Source organism: Acidobacteriota bacterium (assembly GCA_018268895.1).
Lineage (GTDB): Bacteria > Acidobacteriota > Terriglobia > Terriglobales > Acidobacteriaceae > Edaphobacter.
This window is the reverse complement of record JAFDVP010000001.1, coordinates 1,109,433-1,124,832: the sequence shown is the minus strand read 5'-3', so window position 1 is coordinate 1,124,832 and position 15,400 is coordinate 1,109,433. Positions and strand designations below refer to the sequence as shown.

Below are 15,400 nucleotides of genomic sequence, written 5' to 3'. Positions count from 1 at the left end.
ATTCACAACGCGCGATCTTCCCCCCAGGCTAGTTGCGGACTTTTCCAGTCCTGTTGAGCGTATAACCGGAGAGTATGGATTTAAAGCCGCTTGATGTAGAGCTGCCCAGGGCCGTGAGCGACGCTCTCGACCATGGAGCTATTGTTGTCACCGGCAACCAACGAGCCGCTCGTACTTTGCGGCGTGCCTTTGATCGCAGAAATAAACTGGCCTCATTGAAGCTGTGGCAACCAGCAGAGGTTTTGGCATGGGATTCCTGGACCGCCGATCTGTGGCACCGACTGCTTCTGGATGGCAATGCAGATGAGTTGCTGCTGAGCCGGACACAAGAGCACGCGATCTGGTGCAGCATCATAGCGAACGACTCTGAAAACCGGAGCCACCTTCGCTCAGTCGACTCACTTGCTGAACTTGCCGCCGACGCTTGGCATCTGCTGGCTCAATACAACGGACTTAGCCGTCTACGCAACGCATCAGCCAGCTTTGAGACGCAGACATTTCAGCGCTGGTCTACCGAGTTTGAGAAACGCTGCCGGAGCCGGCGCTGGCTTTCCGCAGCGCAACTTGAAGGCCGATTACAAGCGGCGGTATTGGCAGAGAGTCTACAAGTTTCTAAGGCACTTGCACTTGTTGGTTTCGATGCGTTGTCTCCCGCACGGCGAAATTTGCTAGATGTCATTCGTGGGGCAGGCGTTCGCGTGGAAGAGATCAATACGACGATCGCCAACCAAGACCCTTTGCTGGTCTGTGCCACAGACGAACCTGAAGAGGTAGCAGCAGCCGCACGATGGGCACGCAGACAGTTGCAGATATCACCTGACAAGCGGATTGCGATTGTTGTTCCCGGGCTGGAAGCTATTCGACCTGGCATCGATAGAACTTTCCGGGAGATACTGGCGCCCGATCTCCAAGGCATCGACTCTCCGAACCATTGTGCGCCGTATGAGTTTTCTGTAGGAGCGGGCCTTTCGGAGACGCCGCTTGTAAGGACCGCTCTGGATATTCTTCGATGGGTCAGCACTGCCCTGCCGCTGGAGCGAGTCAGTAGTCTGCTCGTGTCTCCTCTCATCGCATACGTAGAAGCTGAAGTAAATGCAAGGGCCAGTTTCGATGCCTTCGATCTGCGAAGAAGCAGCTTGCTGCGGCCAGAGTTCACACTTGGCTCAGTCGTTGGGATGATTGAGCAATCTGGCAGGAGATCTCACCTCGTGCACCTACGTGGCGCACTGCGCTCCATTGAACGGACAGCGCACAAACAGGCGGTAGACACCGGAGTGAAGCGATATACCGAATGGGCCGACGCAATGCGCGATGTACTGGCAGCAGCGCAGTGGGGTAGCACAATTGAGGACACGATTGAGTTTCAGACACGCAAACGATGGGAATCGGCTCTCGACGAGTTGGCGGCACTGGACTTCGAAGGCCTGTCAGTTGGCTACTCAAAGGCCCTTGGGGCATTGGAACGCATCGCAAAGTCCTCGACCTTCTCCCCTGAATCACGTGATGCCCCAGTGCAGGTTGTTGGTCCTCTGGAGGCGGCAGGAAGCAACTTTGACGCGCTCTGGTTTATGCGTTTGGGGGACCTTACCTGGCCTTCGAGGCCTGCGGTCAATCCATTGCTTCCCTGGAGCCTACAACTTCAACTCAGTATGCCTGGCGCAGATCCTGCTATCGATGATGCCTATGCTCATCGCATTGCAAAGAGGCTTGCCGGCAGCGCTACGTCTGCAATCTTCAGCTACGCCGGAGAGACTGAGGCAGGAAAACAGCGGCCCGCGCCGATCATCGAATCCCTAGAATCCCGTATGATTTCTATCGAAGAGATCGCTCCGCACGATCCAAAAGCCGCGACTCTTAAGTTGGAAAAATTCTCGGATAGCGCATCCCCTCCCTCTTTACCCGATAGAAAGATTCGTGGTGGCGCAGAGATCTTACGCCTGCAGGCAGCGTGTGGCTTTCGTGCATTTGCAGAACGCCGCCTATGGTCCTCCGACTTGAGAACCCGCGAGTTGGGTATGGACGCTACGGAACGAGGCAATATCGTTCATCTGGCGCTTGAATATCTGTGGAATGAGGTGAAGACACAAGCTGCCCTCAAGCAAATGGGTGTAGAGGATCGTCGTGCGGTACTCCAGCGCTCCATCGAGCATGGCCTTCAGCGTGCAGTCGATTCGGCAGTTGCGGGTTGGGACGAAGCGTATATCGAAATACAGCGCCGGCGTCTTTGGAATCTTCTAACACCCTGGCTTGATGTCGAGCTTAATCGCGAAGCATTCAGCGTAAAGCTCCGTGAAAAAAACTTTGACGATGTTGCGATAGGGCCGCTTCGCTTGGGGGTGCGTGTCGATCGTATCGATGCGACAGAGGCCGGTGAAGTCCTTATCGACTACAAAACAGGTCCGGCGAAACCGACGGATTGGCAGAGTGAACGGCCAGACGCGCCACAGTTGCCTCTATATGCCGTGCTGTCGGATGTCGTTCAGCCAGATGTTCAGTTGGCTGAAGTGGCGTTCGCTCGCATTCGCGCGGGGCGCGACATGGCGCTGGACGGCTATGCCTCAAAGGTGACGGCAACGGAGAAAAGATCGAGCAGGCGACAAACTTCAATGGCTGAGCAGGTCGTGGAATGGCGCGCTATTTTGACCGGCCTTGCGGAAGCCTTCGTTCGAGGGGATGCGATCGTCGATCCCAAGAGCTATCCCCAGACCTGTACTTATTGTGGACAGAGAACCCTGTGCCGTCTAGACCCGGCATCTTTCGATGAGGATATCGATGAAGAAACGACCTTCGATGGAAATGGGTAATCTCTTTGCCTTTGAGAAGCCGGATGAGGCAATCGTAGAGGTTTCCTCTTCGAATCAACTGCGGGACCAGGAGCAGCGCCGGAAAGCACTCGACGTCAGCAACTCATGGATTGTGGAGGCTCCTGCGGGATCAGGCAAAACGAGCCTGCTCATCAAACGCTACCTGAAACTGCTTTCCCTACCTGACGTAGAGCAGCCTGAACAGGTTCTGGCCATCACCTTTACCTTGAAGGCCACTGGAGAGATTCGCGAACGCATTATTGAACAGCTTGAGCGAGCCTTACACAATCGGTTCGAAGCGGCAGATGAAGAGACGCAAAAACTCGCTGCATCCGTACTTGAAAAGGACCGCACATTAGGCTGGAAGTTGTCTGAGCATCCCAAACGGCTCAACGTCCGAACGATCGACTCTATCTGCGCCGAAATAGCGCGGGGATTGCCCTTGCTTTCGGGGGGCAGCGGGCTCTCGCCGGTCAAAGATTCATCTACGCTCTATCGCCTCGCAGCTGAAAGAACATTGATGCAGCTTGGAGGTGAAGATGTCGCTCTCAGCAAAGCCCTCAGCGTTGTCCTGCTGCACCGCGATGGCAATCTCCTCCAGACCAGAGACCTGCTGGCAGACATGCTTTCGCTCCGCGATCAATGGGGAAGACTGGTCCCACTCGACAGGCAAAGCCTTGAAGAGGACGTTTTAGAAAACGTAGTTCGGCCGCGCCTGGAAGGTGCGCTTGCCAAAGCAATCGGTAAAGAGCTTGAGCATCTGCTCCAGGTCTTTCCCGCAAACGTTCTTGAATCTATCTTCGTTTTTGCAGCCGAGGCAGGGGGGAATGAAGGCTATGAAGGCCAGCCGTCTCCTATTGCCGCATGCTGTGGGAGATATGACGTACCGGCAGCAACCACAACAGACCTCGAACGGTGGCGGGCCCTTGCCCATCTTCTCATCACCAAGGCCGGAGAGTGGCGATCCGGCTTCAACAGCAATGTCGTTAGATTTGCAACAACGAAAGAAGAAAAGAAGAAGCTGCGCGAGATAATCAGCACACTTGAAGGCAATGATGCGCTCTTGAGTGCCGTGAATCGCGTCGCCGCCTTGCCGGCCGAAAAGTATCCGCAGGAACAATGGGAGGTTGCAAAGTCCCTTTTCCATGTGTTGTATCGCGCGCTGGCCGAGCTTCAGGTTGTCTTTGCAGAACAAGGTAAGTGCGACTTTGCAGAGTTGGGCCTGCTTGCCCGTGCCGCATTGCGTCATGACGCCAGTGCCATCGACACCATATCCGGCTTGAAGCTGCAGCACATGCTCGTCGATGAGATGCAGGATACTTCGACCAGTCAATATGAGTTGGTCGAGCTTCTGACTCAGGGTTGGGATGGCAGGAGCCAGACGATCTTCCTCGTAGGAGACCCTAAGCAGTCCATCTATCTCTTCCGGCAGGCCAGGGTGGAACGCTTTATTCGCACGATGGAAGACCTGAGTCTGGGAGATTTGAGACTCGATTCCCTTTTGCTCACGTCGAACTTCCGTTCGCAGGCCGGTCTTGTTCAATCTTTCAATAACGATTTCTCACGGATATTCCCTCGCGCAATCGACAAAGCCCGGCTCGACGAGGCTGTCTACACCCCGGCAGACCCTGTACGTCCGTCCGCAGCAGAAAGCAACGTGGTGTGGCATCCTCACGTGGTGTCTCAAGAACAGCTAAAGGAAGATCGCAAAGGAACACGCCGGAGACTCGCTAAGCACGAAGCACAGTCGGTACGCACCATCATCGAGAAATGGCGTGCCAGAAATCTGCCGCCGGGACGCGATAAACCCTGGAGACTTGCTGTGCTCGTGCGGAACCGCAGTCACCTGACGCAGATTGTGGCGGAGCTGAAGCGTACATCCATTCCCTTTCGCGCGGTAGAGATTGAACCTCTAGGAGAGAGGTCTGAGGTGCTGGATCTCTTCGCGCTTACACGCGCACTGCTGCATCCTGCCGACCGCGTTGCGTGGCTGGCTCTACTTCGCGCGCCATGGTGCGGTTTGGAATTGACGGAACTCCACAAGCTCTGCGGCGCAGACGATGCGACGTTCATGAGCTACACCGTGGCGGAACTGATTCAACAGCGCGGTCATGAACTCTCGGATAGCAGTATCACTCGCCTCGAAAGGCTTTGGCCGGTCCTTGTTGCGGCTGCGGGTCAACGTTCGCGGCTGCGTCTCTCAGAACTCGTCGAGCGAACCTGGCACTCGTTAGGTGGGAGCAGCTACCTCACAGAAGAGGAGACAATCAATGCCAACCGTTACTTTCAACTGCTGGACGAAGCAGAGGCCGAGTCGGCCGTCATCGACTTATCCCTGCTTAAGCAGCGATTAGGACAGCTATACGCCGCGCCATCCATGGTGAATGACGCTGTGGATTTAATGACGATCCACGGTGCCAAGGGACTTGAGTGGGACGTCGTTCTTGTGCCAGGGCTCGAGAAAAGAATTCGCGCTTATCGTGGGAGGCTGCTGGCCTGGGAAGAGCTTCACTCCACGGACGACCAACACCCGCAGGTGGTTTTTGCTCCTATCGTTGGCAGAGGGCAAGACTCTGAAGCGTTGAATGAGTGGCTTTACGGAATTCACAGGAGACGGGATGCCGCGGAGTGCAGGCGGCTTTTCTATGTGGCCTGCACACGGGCACGTGAAGAGCTGCACCTCTTCGCTACAGTCGACAGAAGATCGGACCAATCGATCCGGCCCATGCCAGGAAGTCTGCTCGAAGCCGCTTGGCCAGCGGCGGAAGAGCATTTCATAGACAGTAGCGCAGCTTCAAAGCCGCTAATTGCGCCAGTCTTCACCATGCCACAACAGGCAACGACGAACTCTATAACTCTCTCCATTGCCGCATCCGAAGAGCCTCCTGTCAGGGAGCAGACGCTCTATCGTTTGTCGCTTGGCTTTCAATCGCCGCGTCCGCTCGCAGTCGTCGCCCGCGGTCAACGCAACGGAAGTACCCCGGAGTCCGTCGCGTTTGAAAGACCTGAAGGATCGTTTGAATCGCGCGTGCTAGGCAATACGGTGCACTCTTTTCTCGAGGTGTTGGCCAGAAACCTCTCTATGGGGCAAGCGGCTGAGACCCTATTGAACGAGATTGAATCATGGCAACCACGGATAGCGACTCTTGTGCGTAATTCAGGCTTGTCGCCGTCAGATACACGCAGCATTGCCGTCCGTGCGTATCAGGCGCTCACCGCTACTTTGCGTGATCCTCAAGGACTGTGGGTCCTTGCGCCTCACAAGCACGCTGCCAGCGAGAGCGCATATACATCATGGAATGAAAGACACGTCAGCGTTCGCCTGGACAGAATATTTGAAGCCGGTGAAGCACCTCTAGCTCATGGCGATGGGCATCTATGGATTATCGATTTCAAAACAGCGGAATACCGTGGACCGCGCATCGACGACTTTCTGCGGCAAGAACGCGACAAGTACATTCCTCAGATGTCAACTTATGCGGAAACGATCGTGGGAACTAATGAAGAACGCAAATTGAAGATGGGTCTTTATTATCCGATGATCTCAAAGCTCATATGGTGGGAGCACGAGAACAGGCCAGATGTGACTTAGTTGCCTGGCGCGTGATGACGCACATCCGCTCCCCGAACCCAGAAAATGACGTCTTCAGCAACATTGGTGGCGTGGTCACCGACACGTTCCAAATTGCGTGCAATGATCAGCGCATTCAATGCCTGCGGAGTCATCTCCGGTTTTTCCTTGATGAGAGCGCTCAGCGCGTTATACGCTGCGTCGTTCATCTCATCCACCTGGTCGTCCATCTTGAAGACGGAGGCGGCCAGCTCTGCATTGCCTTCAATAAATGCCTGAAGCGCCTTGCGGACCATCGCCAGCGAAAGCGAAGCGAGTTTTGGGATATCGACCGGCAAATCGATACTGCCAAAGGCTTCCATCTCGCGCACACGCACGGCGATGTTGACCGCCTGATCGCCGACCCGTTCAAGATCGGCATTAATACGAATGACTGAAAGAATGAACCGCAAATCGATCGCCATCGGTTGCTCCATGGCGAGCAGGTCGAGTGCCATCTGATCGATCTCACGTTCCAGACGATTGATGGCCGGTTCGGAGTGAAAGACAAGCTCGCAAATGCTGAGATCGCGTGTGCGGTAGGCTTCGACGGAGCGCTGGATCGCCTGCTCGGCCATTCCGGCCATTACAAGTAGCCGTTCCTTCAACTCGTCGAGACTCTGATGAAATTTGACGCGCATCAGCCAAATCTCCCGGTAATGTAATCCTCCGTGCGCTTGTCATGGGGATTTGTAAATATCTTGTGCGTCGAATCGAACTCCACCAGTCGCCCATTCAAAAAGAACCCTGTATTTTCGGCCACACGCGCAGCCTGCTGCATGTTGTGGGTCACAATCACAATCGTATATTGGCTCTTTAGCTGGAAGATCAGGTCTTCGATCTTTGACGTAGACACTGGATCGAGCGCGGATGCGGGCTCATCCATCAATAAGACTTCCGGATCGACGGCCAGCGCGCGGGCAATACACATACGTTGTTGTTGACCGCCGGAGAGCGAAGCTCCTGATTTCTTTTTCAGATCGTCCTTGACCTCCTCCCACAAGGCTGCCTGCTTCAGGGACCGCTCTACCGTCTCGTCCAGAATGCGGCGGTTACGAAAGCCATTCAACTTCAGCCCGCTTATGACGTTGTCGTAGATCGACATGGTAGGAAATGGATTGGGACGCTGAAACACCATGCCAACGCGACGGCGAATCTCCACCGGCGAGGCATCGCGATAGACGTCGATGTCGCCCATCCTCACAACTCCCGTTGCACGCGCGATCGGATTGGTTTCATGCATGCGGTTCAGGCAGCGGACGAAAGTCGATTTGCCGCAGCCTGAGGGGCCAATCAACGCCGTCGCATGATTGGCGGGAATGTGCAGGTTGATGTCCTGCAATGTGTGCGTGGTTCCATACCACGCGTTCAAATCTTCGACCTGAATGCCAACTCCCACTAACTTCCTCCCTTGAGTACGCCGCGGTTGGCAAAGATGCGAACGAGTGTAACCGAGATCATAATGAGTGCAATCAATACGAGCGCGCCAGCCCATGCCAGCCGGTGCCATTCATCGTATGGCGAGATGGCATACACGAATATCTGCAGCGGAAGCGCTGCAATCGGCTCGTTCAATTTGAAGCTCCAGAACTGGTTGCCAAACGCAGTAAAAAGCAGTGGGGCAGTCTCTCCTGCAACACGGGCAAAGGCCAGCATGCAGCCTGTAATGATGCCCGGCGATGCCGTTCGCAGGCTGACAGAGACAGCCGTCCGCCATTTCGGAACCCCGAGACCAAGCGCTGCCTCGCGCACGGCATGAGGCACAGTTGCCAGCATCTCTTCCGTCGTTCGCGTGACGGTCGGGATCATCATGATGGCCAGGGCCACTCCACCGGCAAGCGCCGAATAGTGCATCTGTTGCTTTACCACCAGCGAATAAACAGCAATGCCCATAACGATAGACGGAACGCCGTTAAGAACATCGGCGGTAAAGCGGACTGCGTTGCCTAGAAACTTCCCTCGCCCAAATTCAGCGAGGTAGACCCCTGCAGCGATACCAATCGGGATACCCATCAGGCTGGCGAGCGCCAGAATAATTCCCGAGCCGACGATAGCATTGGCCATGCCCCCGCCTTCTTCACCGACAGGCGCCGGTATCCGTGTGAAGAAGGCAACGTTGAGCGAGGAAGCTCCCTTGTAGATGAGATAAAACAGGATCGCTGCAAGCGGCGCGAGAACAATCACCGTTGCAAGAACAGCCATCCCGCTCACAATATAGTTTGCAATGGAACGACGCACAGTGTTTCCACGCGAGGGCTTGCGCGGAGCTTCCAGCGGGTTCATCCTATCGAGTGGCATACTCATCACGAGACCCTCGATGGAGCGCCGCGGGTGACCGCCCATACCATCAGACGCGCAACTGCATTCACGATGATTGTCACGAGAAACAGCGCGAGGCCAATCTCAATCAGCGCACTGTAGTAGAGATCGCCCGTCGCCTCGGAGAATTCGTTGGCGATGACGCTGGCCAGGGTATACCCCGGGGCAAAGAGGCTTTTCGTGATCTCCGGATGATTGCCGATCACCATGGTGACCGCCATCGTCTCTCCCAGGGCGCGTCCCAATCCCAGCATCACCGCGCCAACGATGCCGATCCGAGAGTTTCTAAGGACGCCAATCCGGATCATCTCCCACTTTGTTGCGCCCAATGCGAGTACGGCTTCGCGTTGACTGTTCGGAACAGCAGTCATGATGTCGCGCGTAAGCGAAGAGATGATCGGAAGAATCATGATCGAAAGAATCATTCCGGCGGTCAGAATCCCCACCCCGAAATTCGGCCCCTCGAAGAGACCTGTCCAGCCAAAGGTTTTCAGTAGAAACGGGCCGATCGTGCTACGCATCAACGGAACGAGCACAAAGACTGCCCAAAGGCCATAGACCACACTTGGAATGGCAGCCAGCAACTCGGAGAGAAACGAGATCGGTGCTCGCAGAGGTCTTGGACACAGCTCCGTCAGAAAGATTGCCACCCCAAGGGCAAGCGGAACTGCCATGAGAAGCGCCAGAAAGGAGGTCATCAGTGTGCCGTAGATGAACGGCAGCGCACCGAAGTCTCCCGCAACCGGGTCCCATGCGTCGCGAGTGAAAAACTTCCAGCCAAACGCCGCAAGGCTGAGGTGAGAGTTCCGCACGAGCACGATGAAGATGAACAGAACAATGACAAAGATGCTGCAAGCGCACGTCAACATCAACGCAGTAAAACTTGAATCGGCCACGCGTCCACTACCGCGCGCGCTCAGAAACGCGCGTATGGGAGACGTTGCGTCGCTCACTTCCACACCCGGCTCATGCGGCGATGAAAGAAGCTGTGACGCGCCGTGTTCTCGTTCCATGCTCATGACACAGGCCGGAGAAATGATGGACACAACAGTCCGTCATCGTGATTGTATCCGGCAAATCTCCTTCATATCGGTCATCTGATTTGTCCTGCGACCTTCCGCACGGCATCCTGGACCTGCTTTGGAAGAGGCGCATAATACTGCGCTGCCGCCTCACCCTCGCCGTGGTCCAGCATCCAGAGAAGAAAGCCTGATAATGCCTTGGCTTTTGCCGGGTCGCGCGAGACAGTAGGAAGCAACAGCCAGGTAAAGCTCGATATGGGATAGGAAGCAGGTCCCGACGCATTCGTGATTGAGCCCCTGAAGTCTGCGGGAAGCGTCTTCGCCGTGGCAGTTGCTGCCGCAGTCACGCTCTCGATTGAGGCCTTCACAAACGCCCCGGAAGGGTTCTTTACTGCACCGAAGGCCATCTTGTTGTGTGCCGCGAATACCAGTTCGACGTAACCGAAGGCATACGGCGCCTGGCGAACCAGGCCGGCTACACCTTCATTCCCCTTCTGCCCGATCCCGGCAAACCACCTGACGGAGGTGTTTCTCCCCACTCTGGTGGACCACTCCGGACTCACCTTGGCGAGAAAATCGGTAAGGATATAAGTCGTCCCGCTGCCATCGGAGCGATAGATCGGAAGGATTGGCTGATCGGGAAAATTGATCCCCGGATTGTCTTTTGCAATTCGTGGGTCGTTCCACTTCTTTATCTTGCCCAGATAGATATCGGCAATCACATCGCCGGAGAAATTTAAGTCTTTCCCCAGGCCAGGCAGGTTATACACCGGAACGACTGCGCCGAGTACCGTCGGAATATGGACGGTTTTCACCTTGGCAGCCGCAATCTGCTGGTCCGTCATTGGGCTGTCGGTCGCGCCAAAGTCCACAATGCCGTCGGAGACCTGACGGATTCCGCCACCCGACCCGATCGACTGGTAGTTAATCTTTATCTCAGGGTGAATGCGGTTATATTCACTGAACCACTTTGAATAGATGGGGTACGGAAAGGTCGCTCCTGCGCCATTGATGCTTTGCGCACCGACGGGTATGGCCGCCAGGGCCAGAACGCCTGCCGCAAATGCCAATAGCTTCACTCTTCCCCCAGCTCAAAAACCGCTCTCTTTCAGTCTGACCGGCAATTGTTAACGCAAGGTTACATCGGGTTCAAAAACAGCAAAAACAATCAGATAGAAGACGCTTGAGCCTTTGGAAGCGTGAAAAGAAAGTTGCTTCCGCCATTCAGTTCACTCTCCGCCCGGATACTTCCTCCCTGGGTTTGAACGATATGGCGGGCGATGGCCAACCCCAGCCCGGTTCCCCCGGACTCCCGGGAGCGGGCCTTGTCAACCCTGTAGAACCTTTCAAAGATCCTTACAAGGTGCTCCGAGGCAATCCCCTGCCCAAAATCACGGACGCTGAACTCAACGCCTTCCGCGGGCTCTGTCACCTCATAAGCGCTGATGACGATACGGCTATGGCCATTAGCTTTCGATTTGCCGTATTTAATCCCGTTCTCAATCAGATTGCTGAGCACCTGGACGATTGCGTCCTGATCAGCGAATACCACGCTTCCCGTCGTTGGGCCAACTTCAAGCACGGCCTCCTCATCCTGAACCATACCGCTCATCGCCTGCACCGCATCGCGTATCAGTACATCGGCCGGGACGGAGACCGGATGCAACTCAAGCTCTGAGGACTCGACTCGTGCCATCAGCAGAAGATCTTCTGTCAGCCGGTTCATCCGGGTCGCGTTCTTGTGGATCGTCGTCAGGAACTCGCGGGCTTGTGAGCTAAGACCAGATTCATGGTCGAGCAGCGTTTCTACATAACCTGTAATAGAAGTCAGCGGCGTCCGCAGTTCGTGGCTAACATTGGCGACAAACTCTCGTTGCGTGCGCTCGACCTGTTCTATGCGGGTAATGTCGTGCAGCACCGCCACTGCACCACCACCGGGCATGGGGGATGCAGCAACTTCAAAGATTCTCCCGGGCAGCAGAGACATAGAACGGCGCTCCGAGATTGTCCGTTCTTCCAATGCGGAACGCACGCACGCCAGCACATCCGGATCGCGGATCGTCTGTACGAGGGCATGGCCTACGCGAACCGCTGCTCCCATTGAGCCCACGGGCAACAGTTTCTCCATACGCTGGTTGGTCCACTGGATGCGGCCCGCCTGGTCGACGGCGACCACTGCGTCCTGCATGCTGTCGATCATGGCCTCGAGCTCCCGCCTGCTCTCGGCTGAGTTGTCGAGCAAATGCACGACGTGCGCCGATGCAGCAGATATGGCCCGCGCCAGACCCTCGAAGTCGCTGAACTGGGGGGGCACTGGGTCAACCGGACGCTCTGGAATGGACGCGGTTGCGGTCTCAAGAGGAAGAATGCTGTGACGCACCGATCGGGACAACAGCAATGCGTTGATTGCAGCCCACAGGAGTACAAGCACCGATCCCAGAATCCAGCCGCGCGGCGTAAACCACACCCGCATCAAGGCTACAAAAGCCAGCGCGATCGTCATCCGCAGAAAAAACGAAAAGAACAAGCTACGCGACACGATTCGAAAGCCCTCTATGCCGGAATCTGGGCCGTCTTTGGTATCTCGAAACGGTAGCCCGCCCCGCGCATGGTCTTAAGATAACGCGGCGTCTCTGCATCGTCTTCAATCTTCTCGCGAATCCTACGGACATAAACGTCGACCGAGCGTGGTGTGACAAAGCGCGCATCGCCCCATACCGCGTCCAGAAGGTGATCTCGGCTGAACACTCGTCCCGGATGACGCGCCAGGTAGTCCAGCAGGCGGAATTCTGTCGCCGTCGTCGTTACCAGCTCGCCCTTTACCCGAAGTTGCATGGCTCCGGCGTCGATCTCCACATCTTCAAACCGGACGACCGAAGGGGCCGTCGGGCGCTCGAACCGGCGCAGAACTGCCTTGACGCGCGCAACCAGTTCGCGTGTTCCAAAGGGCTTGGTGATGTAATCGTCAGCCCCCAGTTCGAGACCGTGCACCCGGTCGCTTTCTGCAGCCCGCGCGGTGAGAAAGATGATGGGAACCACGCTCAGCGTTGGATTCTGTCTGAGGCGCCGGCATAGATCCAGCCCGTCGCCCCCTGGCACCATAATGTCCAGCAAGAATAAGGATGGAGGCTGCCGTTCGGCATCCGAGATGATCTGGCTGGCCGTGAGATAGGGGCGAACAGTAAACCCGGCGCTCTCCAGGTGATACTGCACCAGCCGGGAGATATCCGCTTCGTCTTCCAGTACAAAGATCGTCTGATTCAAAAGGTTAGACCTCGATTGCTACAAGCGTTACCGCCTCCTCAGCTTAGCCCACCTCTGGTTCATACTTTGCAAATGTACGATGAATCGTTAAGTCTTTCCGATCTTGGGCTCCCTAGTATACTGACGTTGGTAATCCTGTAGTGCTTGCTCCCTTTTCTGATCGAGTTGATCACCTATATGACACAAACCTCGCACCTTATTCTTTGCGTGGATGACGAACTGATCGGGCTCAGGGTCCGGAAGGTTCTGCTGGAACGCGCTGGCTACCGGGTACTTACAGCCATGGACGGGGCTTCAGGGCTGCGTATCTTCGAAAGCGAACCAGTGGAAGCCGTTGTCCTTGATTACTCCATGCCCGGGATGCACGGCGGCGAAGTGGCTGGCCGCATGCGCCAGATCAAACCGGCCATCCCAATCCTCCTCCTGTCCGCATATCTTGGTTTACCGGCCGAAGTGACCTCCCTGGTCAATCTCTACATGACCAAGGGCGAGGGCGCGCCAGTACTTTTGAGCAAGCTGGAAGCTCTTTTTCAGCCGACGAATACGCCCTGAACCTGCCGGGCAAACGATAGGTGAGGGGCCGTGAATCTTAGCCAGTTCAATAGAATTCTTCAGCAAGCGCTTCTTCTTCCGGTCATTGCGCTCCTGCTGACTGCCGGCGCGCTCTACTGGCAGATGCGTGGTGCGAATGAGACCGTCGGCATCATTCAGACGACGGATGCGCGCATAGCGCAGGCCAGTCTCGTCGCTAAACTCATCATCGACGAAGAGTCCGGCCTGCGGGGTTTTGAAACAACTGGCGACGAACGTTTCCTCCAACCGTTTAATGATGCGGGAAACCGTCTGCCCTCCGAGTTTGAAAAGCTGGCGGCCCTTACCGGCACAGACTCTGAGCAACGGTATAACGTCGAAGACCTTCGCAACGAACATCAGACATGGCGCGATGCCTTTGCGCTGCCGATCATCTCGCTGGTCCGTGCAGGCGGCCATACCAACGATGTCAATCTCAACCTCTATGGCAAGAGCCTGATGGACCAGGTCAGGCAGGACATCGACTCGATTACTCAGCATGCCGAGGCCAGACGCACGGTTCGTATTGCGCAGTGGCAGAGACAAGTGCGCAACATGCTGGAGGCGCTGATTGCCATTGCTCTAGGCATGGGAGTCCTGATTGGCCTGTTCATGCGCAGCCGCCTCCACGCCGTATCCTCGGCCTATCGAAGCTCGCTTGAAATTCTTGGCCGCAGGGCCGAGGAGATCTTCCAGTCCGAGCAGCGCCTGCGAACCACACTCGATTCAATCGGCGATGGCGTCGTCACCTGCGACGCCTCCGGCCGTATCCAGATGATGAACCCCGTTGCCGCGGAGATGACTGGGTGGTCACAAGCTGACGCAGTCGGTCTTCCACTTGAGGATGTGTATCACATCGCCGACGAACATACTCGCGAGCCCCTGGAGACGCCCGTTGCCAAGGTCATGCGTCTGAAAACCGTCGTCGGACTGGCCAGTAATACGGCCCTCATCCGAAAAGACGGGACACAGATATTGATTGCACACAGCGGCGCTCCCGTCCGCGATCAGACCGGAGAGACCGTCGGCGTCGTGCTCGTCTTCCGCGACATCACCATGGAACGCCGGACCCAGGAGGCCCTTCTCGCCAATGAGAAGCTGGCGGTTGCCGGACGCCTGGCTGCCACCATTGCACACGAGATCCATAACCCGCTGGACTCTGTCTCCAACCTGCTCTACCTGATGAAAAACGGCGTCACGGAAGAGGAGTTCGAGCAGTTTATCGACATGGCAGAACGTGAGCTCGCCCGTGTGACACAGATCAGCCGAGCCATGCTCGGGCTCTATCGTGAATCGAAGGCTCCGGTTGCGGTTGACCTCCAGCAGATACTCAAGGAGATTCTTCTGCTGATGGAGCATCGCTTTCAGGAGCTTGGCGTTACCGTCAACTCCGACATTCCCCGGCCAATTGTTGTCGATGCCTTCCCGGCGGAGTTGCGGCAGGTCTTTACGAATCTCATTACGAATGCCGCTGAAGCCGCGGACTCCGGGGGCGAGGTTCGAATCAGCGCCTCTGCCTTGCCCGCCGGAATCAACAGTGCCGGACACAAGATGCCGCCAGGAGCGCTCATCATCATCGCCGACAACGGCAAGGGCATCTCCGACGATGTACGGCCGCATCTCTTTCAGCCCTTCTTCACCACGAAGGGGGAGCGCGGCACCGGGCTGGGGCTTTGGGTCAGCCGCGGTATCATCCACAAACACGGTGGGACGATCGACCTCGCAAGCGATACGGGCGAATCGGCGCACGGTACCGTGGTCAGTGTCTTCCTTGCCGAAAAGCCGGCGATCAACACAAACGTTGCCTAGGC

General features: G+C 56.3%; 11 protein-coding genes. 4 read left to right on the top strand and 7 right to left on the bottom strand.

The features are described 5' to 3' along the window. The first annotated feature begins 74 nt into the window (after positions 1-74). Together JSS95_04865 and JSS95_04860 are read left to right on the top strand one after the other, a co-directional pair. The gene (locus tag JSS95_04865) at positions 75-2,804 is read left to right on the top strand and encodes a PD-(D/E)XK nuclease family protein (GenBank protein MBS1799139.1); all 2,730 of its coding nucleotides are present in this window, start codon (positions 75-77) and stop codon (positions 2,802-2,804) included. Continuing rightward, complete coding sequence (locus tag JSS95_04860) at positions 2,773-6,396, top strand: UvrD-helicase domain-containing protein (protein MBS1799138.1); 3,624 nt, start codon at positions 2,773-2,775, stop codon at positions 6,394-6,396. The genes JSS95_04865 and JSS95_04860 overlap by 32 nt, the downstream gene beginning before the upstream one ends. Here the strand turns inward: JSS95_04860 and phoU are convergent. From phoU to JSS95_04825, 7 genes are all read right to left on the bottom strand, one after another. Further along, entirely contained in the window at positions 6,393-7,055 is a 663-nt protein-coding gene (gene phoU / locus JSS95_04855) for a phosphate signaling complex protein PhoU (protein MBS1799137.1), read from the bottom strand. The genes JSS95_04860 and phoU overlap by 4 nt on opposite strands. Beyond that, entirely contained in the window at positions 7,055-7,813 is a 759-nt protein-coding gene (pstB, locus tag JSS95_04850; protein ID MBS1799136.1) for a phosphate ABC transporter ATP-binding protein, read from the bottom strand. The genes phoU and pstB overlap by 1 nt, the downstream gene beginning before the upstream one ends. Next, positions 7,813-8,712 carry a phosphate ABC transporter permease PstA gene (gene pstA, locus JSS95_04845; GenBank protein MBS1799135.1) on the bottom strand — a complete coding sequence of 300 codons (900 nt, stop codon included), beginning with the start codon at positions 8,710-8,712 and terminating at the stop codon, positions 7,813-7,815. The genes pstB and pstA overlap by 1 nt, the downstream gene beginning before the upstream one ends. Positions 8,713-8,717: 5 nt before the next feature. Further along, positions 8,718-9,746, bottom strand: a complete 1,029-nt coding sequence (gene pstC / locus JSS95_04840) for a phosphate ABC transporter permease subunit PstC (protein ID MBS1799134.1) — start codon at positions 9,744-9,746, stop codon at positions 8,718-8,720. 80 nt (positions 9,747-9,826) lie between these two features. Next, positions 9,827-10,834 carry a phosphate ABC transporter substrate-binding protein PstS gene (gene pstS, locus JSS95_04835; protein ID MBS1799133.1) on the bottom strand — a complete coding sequence of 336 codons (1,008 nt, stop codon included), beginning with the start codon at positions 10,832-10,834 and terminating at the stop codon, positions 9,827-9,829. An 89-nt stretch (positions 10,835-10,923) separates the two neighbouring features. Next, entirely contained in the window at positions 10,924-12,294 is a 1,371-nt protein-coding gene (locus JSS95_04830; GenBank protein ID MBS1799132.1) for a PAS-domain containing protein, read from the bottom strand. A gap of 14 nt (positions 12,295-12,308) precedes the next feature. After that, entirely contained in the window at positions 12,309-13,019 is a 711-nt protein-coding gene (locus tag JSS95_04825; protein MBS1799131.1) for a response regulator transcription factor, read from the bottom strand. Between the two features lie 177 nt (positions 13,020-13,196). Here JSS95_04825 and JSS95_04820 point away from each other — a divergent pair, with 177 nt between their 5' ends. Next, complete coding sequence (locus JSS95_04820; GenBank protein ID MBS1799130.1) at positions 13,197-13,571, top strand: response regulator; 375 nt, start codon at positions 13,197-13,199, stop codon at positions 13,569-13,571. Positions 13,572-13,601: 30 nt separating this feature from the next. Continuing rightward, on the top strand, positions 13,602-15,398 hold the full coding sequence (locus JSS95_04815) for a CHASE3 domain-containing protein (GenBank protein MBS1799129.1): 1,797 nt from the start codon (positions 13,602-13,604) through the stop codon (positions 15,396-15,398). The last annotated feature ends 2 nt before the right edge of the window (positions 15,399-15,400 follow it).